12 protein-coding genes and 1 pseudogene are annotated in these 16,190 nt (G+C 71.2%); 9 read left to right on the plus strand and 4 right to left on the minus strand.

What is annotated here, in order from left to right; all coding sequences use genetic code 11:
* Nucleotides 1-192 precede the first annotated feature (192 nt).
* Nucleotides 193-1,023: a helix-turn-helix domain-containing protein gene (locus EAO77_RS19825; protein ID WP_147989630.1), complete on the plus strand. Its 831-nt coding sequence runs from the start codon at nucleotides 193-195 to the stop codon at nucleotides 1,021-1,023.
* Entirely contained in the window at nucleotides 1,020-1,223 is a 204-nt protein-coding gene (locus EAO77_RS19830) for a DUF397 domain-containing protein (RefSeq protein WP_147989631.1), read from the plus strand. Before EAO77_RS19825 ends, EAO77_RS19830 begins: the two co-directional genes overlap by 4 nt.
* A 60-nt stretch (nucleotides 1,224-1,283) precedes the next feature.
* On the opposite strand, the gene EAO77_RS19835 is transcribed toward EAO77_RS19830, so the two are convergent.
* Together EAO77_RS19835 and EAO77_RS19840 are read right to left on the minus strand one after the other, a co-directional pair.
* Complete coding sequence (locus EAO77_RS19835) at nucleotides 1,284-2,135, minus strand: helix-turn-helix domain-containing protein (protein ID WP_147989632.1); 852 nt, start codon at nucleotides 2,133-2,135, stop codon at nucleotides 1,284-1,286.
* A 12-nt stretch (nucleotides 2,136-2,147) separates the two neighbouring features.
* On the minus strand, nucleotides 2,148-2,900 hold the full coding sequence (locus EAO77_RS19840) for a DUF6879 family protein (protein WP_147989633.1): 753 nt from the start codon (nucleotides 2,898-2,900) through the stop codon (nucleotides 2,148-2,150).
* Nucleotides 2,901-3,355: 455 nt separating this feature from the next.
* On the opposite strand from EAO77_RS19840, the pseudogene EAO77_RS19845 reads away from it, so the two are divergent.
* The 3 genes and pseudogenes from EAO77_RS19845 to EAO77_RS19855 form a co-directional block, all read left to right on the plus strand.
* Nucleotides 3,356-3,610 (plus strand): annotated as a pseudogene (locus tag EAO77_RS19845) (hypothetical protein); the annotation flags it as partial.
* Nucleotides 3,611-3,682: 72 nt separating this feature from the next.
* On the plus strand, nucleotides 3,683-4,339 hold the full coding sequence (locus EAO77_RS19850) for a class I SAM-dependent methyltransferase (RefSeq protein ID WP_147989634.1): 657 nt from the start codon (nucleotides 3,683-3,685) through the stop codon (nucleotides 4,337-4,339).
* A gap of 173 nt (nucleotides 4,340-4,512) precedes the next feature.
* Nucleotides 4,513-5,388, plus strand: a complete 876-nt coding sequence (locus tag EAO77_RS19855) for a hypothetical protein (protein WP_147989635.1) — start codon at nucleotides 4,513-4,515, stop codon at nucleotides 5,386-5,388.
* A 112-nt stretch (nucleotides 5,389-5,500) separates the two neighbouring features.
* Here EAO77_RS19855 and EAO77_RS38710 read toward each other — a convergent pair whose 3' ends face one another.
* Both EAO77_RS38710 and EAO77_RS19865 read right to left on the minus strand, forming a co-directional pair.
* Nucleotides 5,501-6,142 carry a DUF6879 family protein gene (locus EAO77_RS38710; RefSeq protein WP_187283319.1) on the minus strand — a complete coding sequence of 214 codons (642 nt, stop codon included), beginning with the start codon at nucleotides 6,140-6,142 and terminating at the stop codon, nucleotides 5,501-5,503.
* Nucleotides 6,135-6,404 (minus strand): hypothetical protein, encoded by a 270-nt coding sequence (locus EAO77_RS19865; protein ID WP_147989636.1) that lies wholly within the window; start codon nucleotides 6,402-6,404, stop codon nucleotides 6,135-6,137. Before EAO77_RS19865 ends, EAO77_RS38710 begins: the two co-directional genes overlap by 8 nt.
* Nucleotides 6,405-6,632: 228 nt before the next feature.
* On the opposite strand from EAO77_RS19865, the gene EAO77_RS19870 reads away from it, so the two are divergent.
* The 4 genes from EAO77_RS19870 (at nucleotide 6,633) to pglZ (ending at nucleotide 16,176) form a co-directional block, all read left to right on the plus strand.
* Entirely contained in the window at nucleotides 6,633-7,043 is a 411-nt protein-coding gene (locus EAO77_RS19870; RefSeq protein ID WP_147989637.1) for a hypothetical protein, read from the plus strand.
* Entirely contained in the window at nucleotides 7,040-9,175 is a 2,136-nt protein-coding gene (locus tag EAO77_RS19875; protein ID WP_147989638.1) for a tetratricopeptide repeat protein, read from the plus strand. Before EAO77_RS19870 ends, EAO77_RS19875 begins: the two co-directional genes overlap by 4 nt.
* A 213-nt stretch (nucleotides 9,176-9,388) precedes the next feature.
* Nucleotides 9,389-13,279 carry a phage resistance protein gene (locus EAO77_RS19880; protein WP_147989639.1) on the plus strand — a complete coding sequence of 1,297 codons (3,891 nt, stop codon included), beginning with the start codon at nucleotides 9,389-9,391 and terminating at the stop codon, nucleotides 13,277-13,279.
* On the plus strand, nucleotides 13,276-16,176 hold the full coding sequence (pglZ, locus tag EAO77_RS19885) for a BREX-2 system phosphatase PglZ (protein WP_147989640.1): 2,901 nt from the start codon (nucleotides 13,276-13,278) through the stop codon (nucleotides 16,174-16,176). Before EAO77_RS19880 ends, pglZ begins: the two co-directional genes overlap by 4 nt.
* Nucleotides 16,177-16,190: the final 14 nt, after the last annotated feature.

Below are 16,190 nucleotides of genomic sequence, written 5' to 3' on the forward strand. Positions count from 1 at the left end.
GGGAGTTGCTGAATTCATGGGGTCAACGCTCGCGGACTCTGCGTAGCGTTGACCAGGAGCGTTGCGCTGACGAGTACGGGCTGTACACGGGGGCGGAGGGCTTGTGTGCGGCGAGGGGCGTGACGGGTTTCCGGTGCCGAACGTTGGATCAGGTCCGGTGGGCGGTGCGGGGCGTAGGAGAGGAGCTGGCGCGTGGGCGACGAGGTTCAGCAGCCGGAGAACGAGGTCGGGACGGGCATGCTGTCCGTGTTCGGGCGGCAGTTGAAACTGTTCCGGGAGCGGGTGGGTATGGACCGCACGCGGTTCGGTTCGCTGACCGGGTACTCGGCCTCGACGATCGCCGCGTTCGAGCAGGGGAGGCGCATCCCGCCGCCGAGGTTCATCGACCAGGCGGACGAAGCACTCGGGGCCGGTGGGGTGCTGTGCGCGAGCAAGGAGGAGGTGGCGCGGGCGCAGTATCCGGCGTTCTTCCGCGACGCGGCGAAGCTGGAAGCCGAGGCCGTCGAGCTGCACGTATACGACACGCACGTGGTCAATGGCCTGTTGCAGACGGAGGACTATACGCGAGCCCTGATGGGGATGCGTCGTCCGCTGCTGGACGAGGCCACCATTGAGCAACGCGTTGCCGCGCGTCTCGCGAGACAGGAGATCTTCGACAGGTGGCCCTCACCATTGCTGAGCTTCGTGATGGAGGAGCCGGTGGTACGGAGGCCGCTCGGTGGGGAGCAGGTTTGGCGTGGGCAGCTCGAACAACTGCTGTTGCTTGGCCAGAAGCGCAACGTCGAGCTTCAAGTGATGCCGCTCGAACGCGAGGACAATGCCGGGGTGGATGGTGCGTTCACGTTGTTGATGCCCAGACAGGGAACGCAGGTCGGATACTTGGAGGTTCAAGGCCGGAGCACGCTTGTTACGGAGCGAGACGCGCTCCATGCGCTATCAGCGCGCTATGGGATCATCCGAGCGCAGGCTCTCACTCCGAGGGAGTCCCTTGCCTTCGTCGAGAAGCTGTTGGGAGAGAGATGAACGCTGAAACGAAGCGCAGTCCTGAGCTTGGCCTCGTCTGGGTGAAGAGCAGCTACAGCGGCGCTGAGGGCGGCCAGTGCATCGAGGTCGCCACCCGCCCCGGCACCGTCCACGTCCGCGACTCCAAGGACACCACCCGCACCCCCCTGGCCGTTGCCCCCACGGCCTGGACCACGTTCGTCCACTTCGCGGCCCTCTGACGGGCGCGGGCCCAGGGCGAGTTCCCGTGTGCGCCCTGGGCCGCGCCGACCGCGGCGTCGTCACCGCGCAGCCAGTGCTCGTCGCGCCGAGTTGATGACGTTCTGGGCCTCCGCCCCGTAGACCGCAGACTCGTTGAGGGTCCTCCAGACCCGCTTGTACAGCGCGATGTTGTCGGCGTCGTCCAGCCACAGCTCGGCGTGCCAGTCCTCGGCGATCACGAGCCTTTCATCGAGAATCCAGAAGCCGTTGGCCGGTGGAATCTTGAGTGAAGCGCCGAGCGGAACGACGCCCAGCTCCACTGTGTCCATGCCGATGACGGCCGTGAGGCGATCGAGCTGGCCGACGAGGACGGACGGGGGGCAGACCTGGGCGTGCAGGGCCGCCTCCCACAGCAGGGCGTGGAACGTGCGGCCCGCTTCGTACAGCCACTCCTGGCGTTTCATGCGGGCTCGTACGGCGGCCTCCGTGTCGCGGACCGACCCTTGGAGGTCCGCGTACCGCAGGAAGATGTGCCGCGTGTAGTCGGCTGTCTGCAGCATGCCGGGAACCACGGACTCCTCCCATGCGTGGATGGTCCGGGACCGGTCGACCTCAAGGTTCCAATTGTCCTGTACGGGCCGGTGTCCTGCGGCCAGCTGCCGCCGCCACGAGCGGATGTGTGACTCGAAGCCCTTCAGCCGGGCCTCCAGCTCACCGAAGACGTCCGGTCGGCCGACACCGCCGGCCCAGGCTCGCAGGTCTTCGCCGCTGGGGGTCTGCCGGCCGTTCTCCAGCTTGTAGACCTTGGAGTGCGGCCAGCCCAGCCGCTGAGCCAGTTGCGTGCCGGTGAGCCGCCCTCCCGGGGCCGACAGTCGAAGTTCCCTCAAGCGCAGCCCGAGCGCCTCCCTGGCCTGCTGGAAGTCTGTGCTCACTGGTTCCGTTCGCTAGTGGTGGGCACCGAGTCGCGCCGCGAACTCGTCGTACGGCACGGAGCCGTGCACCGCGGCGTCGCGTACCTGGCAGTACCGCAAGACCTCGGCCGGCTCCGTGATGACCTCGACGTCATGGAAGGCGTCGTCGTCATCGAAGCGCAGCACGGCCACCAGCCGGCTGTCGAAGATCCAGAAGTCCTCACTCGGCAGCCGGACCCGCTCCGCGTCCTCGCGCCACAGGTTGCGCACGTCCTCGCCCGTGGCCGCGTTGAACCTCGCGTAGTCGAGCAGGAACAACTGTCCTGCGGTCGGCGGGTTGTCGACGACGCGCACCCGCCCCACGTACTTCCCGTCGGCCGTCTGCCGTCGGATGTTCGCGCCCCATTCGCTGTCGAGGTCGGACGGGGCCGTGCCGGTCGCAAGGAACTCCGCGTACCCGGGATCCTCCCGGTCCGACGCGTAGCCCCGCCGTGTCTCCAGGTGCCAGGCCGAGTGGTCGAAGGTCTCGAAGAGCCGCCCGAACTCCTCCAGGTCGATCAGCTTGGGCACGCGAGTGACCTCCTTGGGCGCGTGATGGACGAGGAGTTCGCGTGGCACGACCACCGCGGCATCTCCAGGGCCGAAGTGCTGGAGCCGGGCGATGTCCTCGGGGTCGGTGAGGGGTGTTCCCTGCACGATGATCTCGCCGGAGTCGAGATCATCGTGTACGGCGGGGCAGCCGCCGTTCTTGCTGTCGGTTCCGATGAAGCGCAGTCGTCGGGCCACGGTTCGCCTTCCATGGTGTGCGGAGTGTCGTGATCAGCATGACCAGCCTCGACGCGCTTCCACCACAGCGTGCACTCCTTCACGTCAGACCATACGAGAACATTCGACATGTCCGGGAGAACACCCGAGAACATCGCATCGCGACGGGCAACTCCTTTTCCCTGCCGTCCTGTTCATGATCACTGCATGTGAGGGAGCCGATCCCTTCACCGCCTGTGGAATCCACAGGGGCGGTCCTCGGGCAGGCGCCTGTCCACCGGGTCGCGAGGCCGGTGTGCGGAGCGCTCCCGCCACCGGGACCGCCTCACTGTCCGCGGAATGCGCCGTCGCTCGCCTTCCCGACTACGCGGATCTGCACGCGGAGTGCCGCCAGGCCGTTGACGTACCTGTGCCCTGGACCATCGAACTGCTGCTCGTGCGCCGCTGCGGCTGCCTGTGCCACGGCTGAACCGCCGGGCGTCGGCAAACTCGTCGACATCGGCGTCCACCAGCTCATCCTCGACACGCCCGTGTGGTGGGCCCTCTGCGACGCCTACAACGAGGGCCGGTACAAGCACCACGCCCCGTTCGTCGAGCGCCGCCGCGACAGGCTCTGTCTGCGCACGGCAGACTTCCTGGTGTCCATCGGATTCGACGTCGACGAGGAGCTGTGGGCGATCGACGGCACGGAGTGCTCGCCGTGCGCCAACAAGGTCCCCGACAGCCACTGAACGACCCTGCGTAGGTCTGCTGTGCTCCGCTCCCGGAGGGCAGGAGGCCCGGCCCCGTGAAGAGGAACCGTCTTGCCCGCACACCACGACATCGCCGCCGAGACCGAGCTGTGGGACACCTTCGCCGCCTCCGCCTTCAAGGACGACGCGGAGCCCGGCTTCTGCTGGACCCAGTACTCCGGACACGGGCCCGGCCCGGAGCTGCTCGGCGACCCGCGCTCGGTGCTGGAGATCGGCTGCGGCACCGGCCGCGCCCTCGCCCACCTCGCCCGGCGTGGCATCACCGCCCGGGGCGTCGATCTGTCTCCCGTCATGGTGGAGAAGACCACCGCGCACTGGGGCGGCACCGGTGCGGAGTTCGTGTGCTCGGAGGTGCTGGAGTACTTGAGCGCGCACGAGGAGGAGTACGACGCCGTCTACTCGATCTTCGGTGCCGCATGGTTCACCGATCCGGGCCGCCTCTTCCCTCTCGTCCTCCGCAGGCTCAGGCCCGGCGGCGTCCTCGCGTTCTCGCAGCCGCCGGCCATCCCCGGCGCGTACGGGCCGCAGGGCATGTACAAGGGGGGCTTCGCCGGGAAGGCGATGTTCACCTACCGCTACAGCTACCGCCCGGCGGTCTGGGAGCGCCTGCTCACACGGGCCGGGTTCGCCACGGCCGACGCGCGAGTTCTCGACGCGCCTCACCCCGGGTACATCGGAACACTCATCGTGCGCGCGGTGGCTCCTTGACCGCCCTGGGGCTCCTGCGGAGATCGTGGGGAGGCGGGCTGGCACGCGCAAGTCGGTTGCGGTGCAGCTCTGTTGTGCATGTACGCGCTGTTTTCCCGTCCATGTGTCCGCGAAGCGAACCGAGTTGGACCAAGCCCGGTCATCAGGTGCCGGAGCTACTGTAGGTTCCTGGCATGAAGCAGGGTAAAGAGGTCGAGAACGCCGAGTCGCGTTTCTTCACGTTGCTGCTGGCGGCGGCGAAGCTTCCGGGTGTGCGGATCGACAGGGAGGCGTACCTCCGCAGTGCGCTGGCCCGTCGCTGCTCCGAGGAGCAGATTCGTCAGGCGATAGAGGAGACCCCCGCCGCGGCGGGAATCCCCGTCGACCTGCTCGACAAGGTGGCCGGCGAATCCATCCGCTACGAAACCGCCAAGGTCAGCGCCCTCTCCGCCGCGGCCGGGATACCCGGCATCATCGCCCTTCCCGCCACGGTGCCTGCCGACCTGGCCCAGTACATCGGCCACATGCTGCGCATCTCGCAGAAGCTCGCCTATCTCTACAGTTGGCCCGACCTCTTCTCCGGCGAGGGCGAGGACGTCGACGACGCCACCGTGAGCGTCCTCACGCTGTTCTTCGGCGTGATGTTCGGGACCCAGTCGGCGAACGCAGCCGTGGGGAAGGTCGCGGGGATGATGTCGGAGCAGGTGGCCAAGAAGCTGCCGCAGAAGGCGCTCACCCACGGCGTCGTCTATCCCATCGTGAAGAAGGTCGCCGCCTTCATCGGCGTCAAGATGACGAAGGAGTCCTTCGCGAAGACCGTCTCCAAGGCCATCCCTCTCGTCGGGGCCGCCGTGTCGGGCGGGCTCACGCTCGCGACCTTCCTCCCGATGGCCAAGAGGCTCAAGACGCACCTCGCCGACCTGCCGCTGGCGGACCCGTCGCACCGGGTGACGGACGGGGACATCATCGTCGGCGAAGTCGTGGAGGACGACACTTCCGTGACCCCGGCGCCCCCTCGCCAGCGCGATGCGGACGACAGCGCTGTGACGCGGGAGGAGTCCCAGTCCTGATGCCGAGCGCCGCCGTACCCGCCCGCGCGCGGCGGGTACGGCCGTCGCCCGCGTCAGCATCGGGCGCGGTGGTATCGCGGCACGGAGACTCACTCGTTCTCCCGCCCGCTGATCACCGGGAGCCGCGAGAGCCCTCCGGCGCACCGGTCACCTGTGGCGGGGCCAAGTCGGCGATCTCCCGGTCGAAGAACGCGCGGAACTCCTCGCCGCGCTCGTAGAGTGCGTCGAATCCCGCGTTCGTTTCCCGAATCAGAGAGCGATCGCCGTAGCGACGCGCCCCGTCCGCGTTTCCCTCGGCGTCGTACACGACCTCGTACATCACCACATCGCCGAGCACCACGACCTCCGGAACGGGCCGGGTCCGTTCGATGTCCGCGATCGCGCGAGCGTCGAGAACCCTGATGTCGTCACCCGCTTCCACGCGCACCCGCAAGACGTGCAATTCCCATTGCACATACGGCGTGACGGGGAATTCCACCACCCGCAGCCGCCGGTGCGCGACACCCGAGCGCGACGCCTTTCGCAGCTCCTGCGCGTACTCCTCACGCCGCTCGTCGGCCAGCGCCAGTGCCCGCTCCCAGTCGCCGGCGGCGAACGCCTCCCAGCTCGGGAAACCGCCCTCCTGGAAGTGCTGGCCGCGCTCCAGCTTGTTGAGGAAGTCGATCCCGCCACCGGAATAGATCCGGCCGAGGTCGGCGTGGTACGCGGGACGGTCCAGGCGGGTGGAAGGGGCGCCCGCGAAGGAGTCAAACACCGGGGATGTCCGGCTTCGCCGCGACGAGCATGTTCCTGGGGATGACGACGAGTCGTTCGTCCGATCCGATCGAGACACCGTCGGGCAGGTTCCTGCCGAGAGACTCGGTGAGGTCACGGCCGATGACGGCGATGTCGCCGTTGTCGAGTTCCCAGATGTCGGGGCAGTCGGGGGTTCCCGTGGTGTTGCCGAGTTCCTGGGGTGACTTTCCCAGGCGGCGCTTGAAGCCCGTCTCCGGATCCGCTTCCCATGGCCTGGACAATCCCATCGCCCCCTCGATCGGTCGAGTGACTCACTGTAGCCTTCATCGCGACGACCTGACCAGGCGTCAGACCCCGTTCCGGGGGGTGATGACGAGGACTGGTTCCTCTCTGTCTCATGACGCCCTGGACGGGAATGACCTCGGATGACATGACGATCGCACCGCACGCCTGACACTTGATGCTTTTCAGTTCCGCTGTCCGAAAACCGGTCGAACGGAGGGGTGGCTGTGGACCCGGAAGTGGCCTTGCTCGCGCAGAGCGCGGGGACCACCGTGGTCGTGCTGATGGCGACCGACGCATGGCAGCAGTTGCGCGACGGCATCACGCGCCTCTGGCGCCGGGCGCAGCCCGAGCGCGCCGACACCGTCGCCGCCGAGTTGGAGGCCGGTCGAGAGGACGTCCTGGCCGCCGTTGCCGCGGACGACCAGCAGACCCTGGACGAACTACGGCTCCAGTGGCAGGGGGCGGTCCGGCGGCTGCTCGTCGCCCAGCCCTCCGCCGTCGAGGAGTTGCGCGCACTGCTCGACGGACTCGACCCGGACGGGGCTGCCGCACGGCAGCTCAGCCAGCACGCCACCGCGTCCGGTCAGGGCAGGGTCTACCAGGCGGGGCGGGACCAGCACATCACCGAGCGATGACGGGCGGGACGGACGGTCACGCCGAGGACCAGGGGCGCGTCTACCAGTCGCGGGGCGACCAGCACATCACCGAGCACCACCACTACGGTGCCGGCCGGCCCGAGCCCGGCGGTCCGGACTCCGTGCGCCGCCCGGCGGTCGGCCGGTGCCCCGTCGCGCTGCGCGACCGCGGCGAGGTGATGGAACGCCTGCGGGAGAGCGTCCGGGCGGAGCGTGGAGGCCAGGTCTACGTGCTGCACGGCATGGGCGGTTCGGGCAAGACGGCGGTCGCCTGCGCCCTGTTCGACGAGGTCACCGGGCAACAGGGCCGGGTGGGGCTGTGGGTCAACGCCGCCGACCGTGCGAGCCTGCGGGCGGGCATGCTCGCCGTCGCCGCCGACCGGGGCGCGGCCGACGCCGAACTGCTTGCCGCGCGCAACGGGCTGCGCCCCGCCGCCGATCTCGTCTGGCAGTACCTCGACCGCTCTGCCGAACCCTGGTTGCTCGTCCTGGACAACACCGACGATCCGGCGATCCTGCGGGACGGCGACTGGCTGCGCACCAGCCCGCGCGGCACCGTCCTGGTGACCACACGCCGCGCCGGGCCCCGCTGGTGGCCGGGCGCCGAACTGCAGCACATCGGCGTCCTGCCCCGCGAGGACGCCGCGCTCGTGCTGCGCGACCTCGCACCGCACAGCGGGACGGCGGAACAGGCGGCGCGGGTCGCGGACCGGCTCGGGCGGCTGCCGCTCGCCCTCACGCTGGCGGGCGGCTTCCTCTCGAACCAGGTCATCGACCCGTGGACGCTGGACGCCTACGGGGACCAGCTGGACGGGGACGAACGGGTCCGGCTGATCGACCGGGGAGCTGACGCGCTGTCCACGGCCGATCCCCGCCACCTGGTCGGCCTGACCTGGCAGCTCACCCTCGACGCGTTCGAGGCGCGCGGTCTGCCCGAAGCGGCTGCCCTGCTCAGGCTGCTGGCCCGGTTCGCCGCCGAACCCCTGCCCCTGGCCCTGCTCAACCACGCCGGTGTCGACGCCGTGCTGCCCCGTGCCCGCACCGAGACCGCCCTGCGCGCCCTCCTCGACCAGTCACTCTCCGAGCTGGTCGACGCAGCCGGCACGCGGTGCGTCCAGAGCCACGGCATCCTGCTCGACAGCGTCGCCGCGGCCACCCCCGCCGACCTGGTGCCCGCCCTCGACACCACGGCCGCCCACCTGCTCGACGCGGCCGTGCCCGCCGTGCCCGACGCCGGGCCGCACGATCCCCGCCTGCGCCTGCTCGTCCCGCACGCGCTGGCCCTGTTGCGCCGCACCGGAGTGCCGTCCGCGGCCGACGCCCTGTCCCTCGCGACGCGGCTCGCGGTCGCCCTGCACCGGACCGGGGACTACCTCTCCGCCAGGGAGACCGCGAACACCGCGGCGGACCTCGGGCAGCGGCTCCTCGGCGCGGAGCACCGGGCGGTGCTCGCCGCACGCTCCCGGGCCGGGCGGGCACTCTTCCGGCTGGGCAGGTACACGGAAGCGGAGGAGGTGCTCCGTGCGGTCCGGGAGGCCCAGCAGCGCCTGCTCGGCGCCGACGACCCCGACACCACGGACACCGGCTACGGCCTCCAGCTCGTGCTGGCGAACCTCGGCCGGCGCGAGGAAGCCGTCGCCCTGCTCCGCGAGACCGTCGTGGGACGGCGCTCCGCGCTCGGCCCCGCGCACCCGCTGACCCTGCGGGCACGCGCCAGCCTGCTGGAGATGCTGCCGGCCGCCGACGTCGCCACGGAGGAAGGCGGCGCGCTGCTCACGCTGCCGTCGGAGTGCGAGCGGTACCTCGGACCCGACCACACCGTGACCCTGGGCGCCCGGCACAACCACGCCTGGGCGCTGTACCTGCTGGGCCGCCACGAGGAGGCGGACAGCGGGATCCGGTCCGTCGCCGACGCGTACGTACGGCGCTTCGGGCCCGACCACCCGGTCGTCCTCGCCGCCCGGCAGCTTCTCTCCCGGACCAGGGCCGCGCTCGGACACCGGGAGGAGGCGATCGCGCTGATGACCGACGTCGTCGAGCGGCGGGCCCGCGGCCTCGGCCCCGAGCACCCGTTCACGGTCGCGGGCCGGAACCTGCTGGACGCCCACCGGTCGGGACAGCCCCGGCCGTAGTACCCGGCCAAGGCGCCGCGGCCGGTCGCACGGAGGGTGCGCACCGGCATACGGCATGTGGTCGACGGATGTACGGATGTAGGCTGCTGGCGCGGGCCGTACGGGTGACGTTCAGGACGAGTCGGACCGGCCTCGGGGCCTTGGCGGCGGACACCGCGCGACACCGAGTACGAGCAGCAGAACCGACCACTGTCAGGGAGAGCGAGACCCGCAATGGCCCAGCCGCCCCTCCTCCGCGATGTCATCGACATCAAGAAGAAGATCTCCACCTCGGACTTCGTGCTGTCGCTCGCCGAGGCGACGACACCCGAAGGCGCGCGGAACGCGCTCAAGGACTACGTCGTCACCGAGCGGCTGCTGGAGAACTTCGACGAGGCGCTGGCGCTCATCAAGTCCTCGCTCGACGGCCACCGCTCCAAGGCTGCCTATCTGCACGGCTCGTTCGGTTCCGGTAAGTCGCACTTCATGGCCGTGCTGTACGCGCTGCTGAGCGGTGACCCGTCAGCCCGCGCCCGCACCGAGTTCGACCCGGTGCTGACCAAGCACGAGTGGCTGACCACGGACGGCAAGAAGTTCCTTCTCGTGCCGTACCACATGCTCGGCGCCAAGTCTCTTGAGCAGCGAGTGCTCGGCGGTTATGTCACCCACGTCAAGAAGATGTGTAAGGACGCTCCGACTCCGCAGGTGTACCGGACCGACGGTCTCTTCGACGACATTCGTGCCCAACGCGCCTCTTATGGTGACGAGGCGGTCATCCGCAACCTGGCCGGTGGGAGCGACGCAGAGGACGGCGAGGAGGACGAGTGGGGCGAGGGCTTCGCCTGGACCCCGCAGCTTCTCGACACCGCGCTCGCCGCCGAGGAGGACCACGAGGGGGGCACCCCGCTCGACCTCCGCAACCCCTCCACGCCGTCCGAACTGCGGGCCAAGCTGGTCAACGACGCCGCCACCCACCTCTTCCCCGGCTTCGCGAAGAACGCCGCCGAGGACGAGCACGGCTTCATCTCCCTGGACCCCGGCCTCTCCGTGATTGCCGAGCACGCCAAGTCGCTCGGCTACGACGGCCTGATCCTGTTCCTGGACGAGCTGATCCTCTGGCTCGCGACCCTCATCCACGAGCAGAAGTTCGTCGCGCGTGAGGCCAGCAAGATCACGAACTTCGTGGAGGGCGGCGACGCCCGCCGCGCCATCCCCGTCGTGTCGTTCATCGCCCGCCAGCGCGACCTGCGCGAACTCGTCGGAGAGGAGGTGTCCGGTGCGGCCGAGGCCTCCATCCAGGACACTCTGAACCTCGCCTCCGGCCGGTTCGACAAGATCACCCTGGAGGACCGCAACCTCCCCCAGATCGCCCACGCGCGCATCCTCAAGCCGAAGGACGCGGAGGCGGAACGGCAGGTCGAGGAGGCCTTCGAGAAGACCAAGAGGGTCGGCACCCAGGTCTGGGACACCCTGCTCGGGTCGGAGAAGGGAACGACCGGGGCGGACGCGGAGTCGTTCCGCCTGACGTACCCGTTCTCGCCCGCGTTTATGGACACCCTCGTCCACATCTCCTCCGCGCTGCAGCGCTCCCGCACCGGTCTGAAGCTGATGGGCCAGCTCCTCGCCGACCACCGGGACGAGATCCGGCTCGGCCAGCTCGTCCCCGTCGGCGACCTCTACCCGGTGATCGCCGAGGGCGGCGACAAGCCGTTCACCGACAGCCTGAAGGTCGTCTTCGACGCGGCCGACAAGCTCTACAAGACCAAACTGCGGCCCTATCTCCTCACCTCGTACGACCTCACCGAGGACGACGTCGAGCAGTACCGCGCCAGGCCCGAGACCGTCACCGACCCGCAGCGGGCCAACCGCTGCCGGATGTTCACCGGCGACAACCGGCTCGTGTGCACCCTGCTGCTGTCCGCGCTCGCGCCCAGCGTGCCCTCCCTGGCCGAGCTGACCATCCGGCGGCTCGGCGCCCTCAACCACGGGTCGGTCCTCGCACCGATCCCCGGGGCCGAGGTCGGCATCATCAAGAACAAGGTCGCCGAGTGGGCGGCCCGGTTCCCCGAGATCAAGGAGACCGGCACCGACGCCAACCCCGGCGTCCGGCTGGAGCTGTCCGGCGTCGACGTGGACTCCGTCATCGCCAACGCACAGGTCAACGACAACCCCGGCAACCGGGYCGCCCTCGCCCGGCGGCTGCTGTCCGAGGAACTGGGGGTCGAGCACGGCCAGTTGAGCGACCAGATCGGCTTCACCTGGCGCGGCACCTCGCGCACCGCCGAGATCGTCTTCGGCAACGTCGCCGACGAGGACGAACTGCCCGACCACGACCTGATGCCGCAGGAGGAGGGCCGCTGGCGGATCGCCATTGACCTCCCCTTCGACGAGGGCGAGTGGGGACCGGTCGACGACGTCAACCGGATCCAGCGGCTGCGCGAGCGGCAGCAGGGGGAGCGGTCCCGCATCGTCGCCTGGCTGCCCGCGCATCTGTCCGCGCAGCGCTTCGCCGACTTCCGTCGCCTCGTCGTCATCGACAAGGCCCTCGCCGACGAGCACCGCTTCGACACCCAGTACGCGGGCCACCTCAACGCCGACAACCGCAGCCGTGCCAAGGGCCTCCTGGAGACCCAGCGCGAGGCGCTGCTCAAGCAGGTCAAGGGCGCCTTCAAGCAGGCGTACGGGCTCGCCCAGAAGCAGGCCGCCGACGTCGTGGCCGACTTCGACCAGCACCTCGTCCCGCTGCCCGACGTCGACGGCCTCACGCTGTCGTTCGGCCAGAGCCTCCACGACGGCATCCGGCACATCACCGGCAGGCTGCTCGCCCACCAGTACCCGGCGCACCCCGACCTCGACCCCGACGCCACCGGCACCGCCGTCAAGTCCGCAGACACCCGCAAGGTGTTCACCCATGTCCGGGCCGCCGCCGAGGCGCGGGACGGGCGCGTCGAGGTCCCGGCCGCCGACCGCAAGCTCATGCAGCGGATCGCCGGGCCCCTGCGCCTCGGACAGCAGAAGGAGGCGTACTTCGAGCTGTCCCGCTACTGGGCCGACCACTTCCGCCAGCTCGCCAGCGCCCAGGGCGTCACCGGGGACCTGTCCCTGATCACCCTCACCGACTGGACGGACAAGCCCGACCCGCGCGGCCTGCCCGATTTCCTCGCCCGGCTCGTCGTCGGCGCCTTCGCCGAGATGGACGACCGGGTGTGGGTCCGCGGCGGCACGGTGCTCGATCCCGCGCCCGAGCTGTCGGCGATCAAGGACCACGACGCGCTGCGCAGCCAGCCCCTTCCGGCGGAGGCCGACTGGGACACCGCGCGGCAGCGCTTCGAGACGGTCTTCGGTGCGAAGCCCCCCGCCCTGCGGCGCGGCCGCATGGTCAACCAGTTCGCCCGCCAGATCATCGAGACGGCCCGCACCCACCGCGACCACGCGGCCGACCTGGTGCACCAGCTGGAGGCGCACGCCGCCTTCCTCGGCCTCGGGCAGACCACCGACACCGGACGGCTCGCCCTCGCCCGCCGTTCCCTGCAGCTTCTGGACGCGCTCACCGCCGAGGCGGGCAAGGGCGCGGCCGGTGCCAAGAAGACCGTGGAGGCCCTCGCCGGCTTCGACATCGGCCAGACCAGCGCCGACCGGTACGGGACCTCGATCAAGCAGGCCCGCAGTGTGGCGGAGGCCGTCGCCTCCGCGCCCTGGAGCACCCTGGAACTCGCCGCCGGGCTCGGCCCCGAGGGCGAGGCGCTGCTCGACTCGCTGCGCAACGTGGCCCGCGACGACCAGCGCACCGCGGATCTGCGCGACGCCCTCTCCCGCACCCAGCGCGAGGTCGTCGCCCTGGTGAAGCGCAGCCAGGCCGCCGCCGCGCCGACCGCCGCCCCCGTCGCGCCGCAGCCCGTGGCCGACGACCTGCCTCTGGACACGGTGTCCAGCGACCCGCGCATCCCGTACGCCCCGCCGGAGACGCCCGCGCCGGCTCCCGCCGGCGGCGGCACCGTGCGGAGGGCCGGCGGCCGTCGCACGACGGTGTCCCGCGCGGCCGCCGACCTGCGGGCGGAGCTGGCCGAACTGGCCGCCCGCCACCCGGACGCGACCGTCGAGATCACCTGGAAGGTCGTCGAATGACGGACACCGTCGCCGCCGCCCCGGGCGCCGTCCGGCTGAACACCGCGACCGTCACCCAGTACCTCTCCTCGCAGTCCTCCCTCGCCGCCTCCCTCACCGAGGACGGCGGCGGCAGGCGCCGGACCGTGCTGCTCCGGTCGGTGCCGCAGTGGGACGGCCCGGCCGAACCCGCCTGGGGGGACGGCCGGACGGCCGGTGTCGCGGCGGCGCCCTCGCCGCTCGCCGTCCACGAACTCGTCCTCGACCACATGGCGGGACGCCGCCCCGGCCCGGCCGTCCTGGTCGTCCTCACCGACCGGGAGCAGAGCGAACTCGACCCCGCGATCCTCGCCCGCGTCCACAAGCTGCGCATCGACACCGTCGACAGCTGGGACGTCGTGCGGGAGGCGTTCGGCGCCCGGCAGATCGACCCCCGCCTCAAAGACGTCAACTGGGCGGCCGAGGCGCTGCTCGACGCCACCCCGCCCGGCGGCTGGACACCCGTCCCCGGCGGCTGGCTCTCCCGGCAGTACGCCCTCACCGCACTCGCCCAGCGCCGCCTGCGCCTCGGCCGGTACGACAGCGAGGACGGCACGCGCGGAGCCGGTGAGGACCGGCTCGACGCACACACCCTGCTGCACTGGTCGACCCGGCCCGGAGCCCCCGAGCGGCTGCTCGGCCTGCGCGGCCCCGAGCGTGCCGGGCTGACGGCCTTCCTGGGCGAGCAGGACCAGGCCGGTCCCGCCGGACGCGCCCTGCTCGCCCTCGTCGACGCCGAGCGCGGCGCGGACGCCGCCGCCTTCGGCCTCGTGTGCGCCGCCCTGTGGCAGCACGCGGAACCGGCCCCCGAGACGTATCGGGCCCGTGGGCGGGCCGAACGCTACTTCGGCGACCAGCCGCCGGCGGTGGGCGAACAGCTCGACGCCCTGGTGGCCGCCTTCGGCCGGTCCGCCGAGGAGTACGCGGGCACCCTGCTGACGGCCGGACACCGGACCGAGGGGACCACCGCCGACCGGGCCCGCGAGGCACGCCGCACCAGCGGCACCGTGCTCGACCGGGCCGCCGTGCTGGCCCGCCAGTTCGGAGCCGAGGAGGCCGTCGCCACGAGCCCCGTCCTGCGCGGAGGGCTGGAGGCACGGTTCACCGCCGTCGGCAGGGCACTGGGGGGAAGCGACCCGGCCGCCGTGGAGGAGGCACTCCGGCGTCTCTCGGAGCACCGGCTCGCCGCCGATCCCGAGGAGTCCGCCCGCATCGAACGCGCCCGCATGGGGCAGCGCCTCGCCCTCTGGACGGCCGGCGAACCGCCGGTCGAGGAACGCTCCGTCGCCGACGCCCTGCAGCGGCACATCGACGAGACCGGCTGGGCCGACCTCGCCCTGGAGCACATCGAGGCGGGCGGCGACCCCGACCCCGTTCTGAAGGCCGCCTACGACGGCCTGGGCGCGCACGCGAGGTACCTGCGGCGTCAGATCGACGGAGCCTTCGCTCGCTCGCTGGCCGGCTGGACGCGGGACGGGACGCAGCCCGGCCGCATGCTCACCGTGGAGAGCTTCCTCGACCGGGTGATCGGGCCCGTCGTCCGGAGCGGGAGCGAGCGACGGGTGCTGCTGCTCGTGCTCGACGGCATGAGCGCGGCCATAGCGCATCAGCTCGCCGAGGCGCTGCGCCGCTCATGGGCGGAGTTCGACCCGCTGGACGAGGGAGCGCCCCGGCGGCGGGCGATGGCCGCAGCCCTCCCCACCCTCACGACCGTCTCCCGGACGTCGCTCTTCGCGGGCACCCTGATGAAGGGCACCCAGGCCGACGAGAAGCGGCTCTTCCCCGCACTGAAACTGTGGAACGGAGCCCCGGCCGCCGTCTTCCACAAGGACAGTCTGCGCACCGAGACCACCGGCGACGCCTTTGCCCCGGCTCTCACCGAAGCCCTCGCCGACGGCAGGACCCATGTCGCCGTCGTCCTCAACGCCATCGACGACCGGCTCGCCAAGGAGCAGAAGCTCGGCGACGGGGCATGGCGGATCGACGACGTGTCCGGCCTGCGCGACCTGCTGCGGGTGGCGTCCGCCCAGGGCATGGCGGTCGTCCTCACGAGCGACCACGGCCATGTCGTCGACCGTCACGGAGTGCCCGCCCGGGCGGCCACCGAGCCCGCGTCCGCCCGCCACCGGCTGCCCGGCGGCCCGCTCGGCGAACGGGAGATCACCCTCTCCGGCCCGCGCGTGGTCTGGCCCGAACCCGGCGCGTCCGTCGTCGCCCTGTGGGACGCGGACTCCCGCTACACCGACCTCAAGGCCGGCTACCACGGCGGCGCCTCGCTCGCCGAGGTCACCATCCCCGTGCTCGCCTTCCTGCCCTTCGGGGCCGACCACCCCAAGGGGTGGCGGGAGCTGGGGGACCAGCGGCCGGCGTGGTGGTCACGCGAGGCCGGGGGAACCCCGGTGCCGGACGGGCGGGCAGGCCAACCGACCGTCGCGGGTCCGAAGAAGGGAGCCGCGAAGCCGCGCAGGAAGCAGCCCGACCCCCAGTCGCTGCCCGACGCGCTCTTCGACGTGGAACTGGCTCCCGGCGGAGACGACGCCCTCCTCACCCCGACGGTCGTCTCCCGGACCGAGGCGCTCATCACCGCGCTGCTGGGGTCGGAGACGTACCAGGGGCAGCTCGACGGTCTCGCCCGCAAGCCGCAGCAGGAGCAGGTCCACAAGGCACTCGCCGCGCTGCTCGACGCGGGCGGCACCCTGCCCGTGACCGCGCTCGCCCAGCGCGCGGGCCTGCCCACCGGCCGGGGAGACGGCTTCGCGGCGGTCCTGAGGCAGCTCGTCAACTACGACGGCGTCCAGGTGCTGGAGACCCTGCCGGACGGGCGCACCCTCCGGCTCCACGAGGCGCTGCTGCGGGAGCAGTTCGGTCTTCGGGCCTGAGCCGGCAGGGGTGT

Origin of the sequence: Streptomyces sp. T39 (genome assembly GCF_008042045.1) — a bacterium.
Classification (GTDB): domain Bacteria; phylum Actinomycetota; class Actinomycetes; order Streptomycetales; family Streptomycetaceae; genus Streptomyces.

What these genes read in the sequence shown, in the direction of transcription:
- EAO77_RS19875 (WP_147989638.1), top strand. Translation starts at nt 7,040, where the DNA reads ATGACGGGCGGGACGGACGGTCACGCCGAGGACCAGGGGCGCGTCTAC.
- EAO77_RS19830 (WP_147989631.1), top strand. Translation starts at nt 1,020, where the DNA reads ATGAACGCTGAAACGAAGCGCAGTCCTGAGCTTGGCCTCGTCTGGGTG.
- EAO77_RS19855 (WP_147989635.1), top strand. Translation starts at nt 4,513, where the DNA reads ATGAAGCAGGGTAAAGAGGTCGAGAACGCCGAGTCGCGTTTCTTCACG.
- pglZ (WP_147989640.1), top strand. Translation starts at nt 13,276, where the DNA reads ATGACGGACACCGTCGCCGCCGCCCCGGGCGCCGTCCGGCTGAACACC.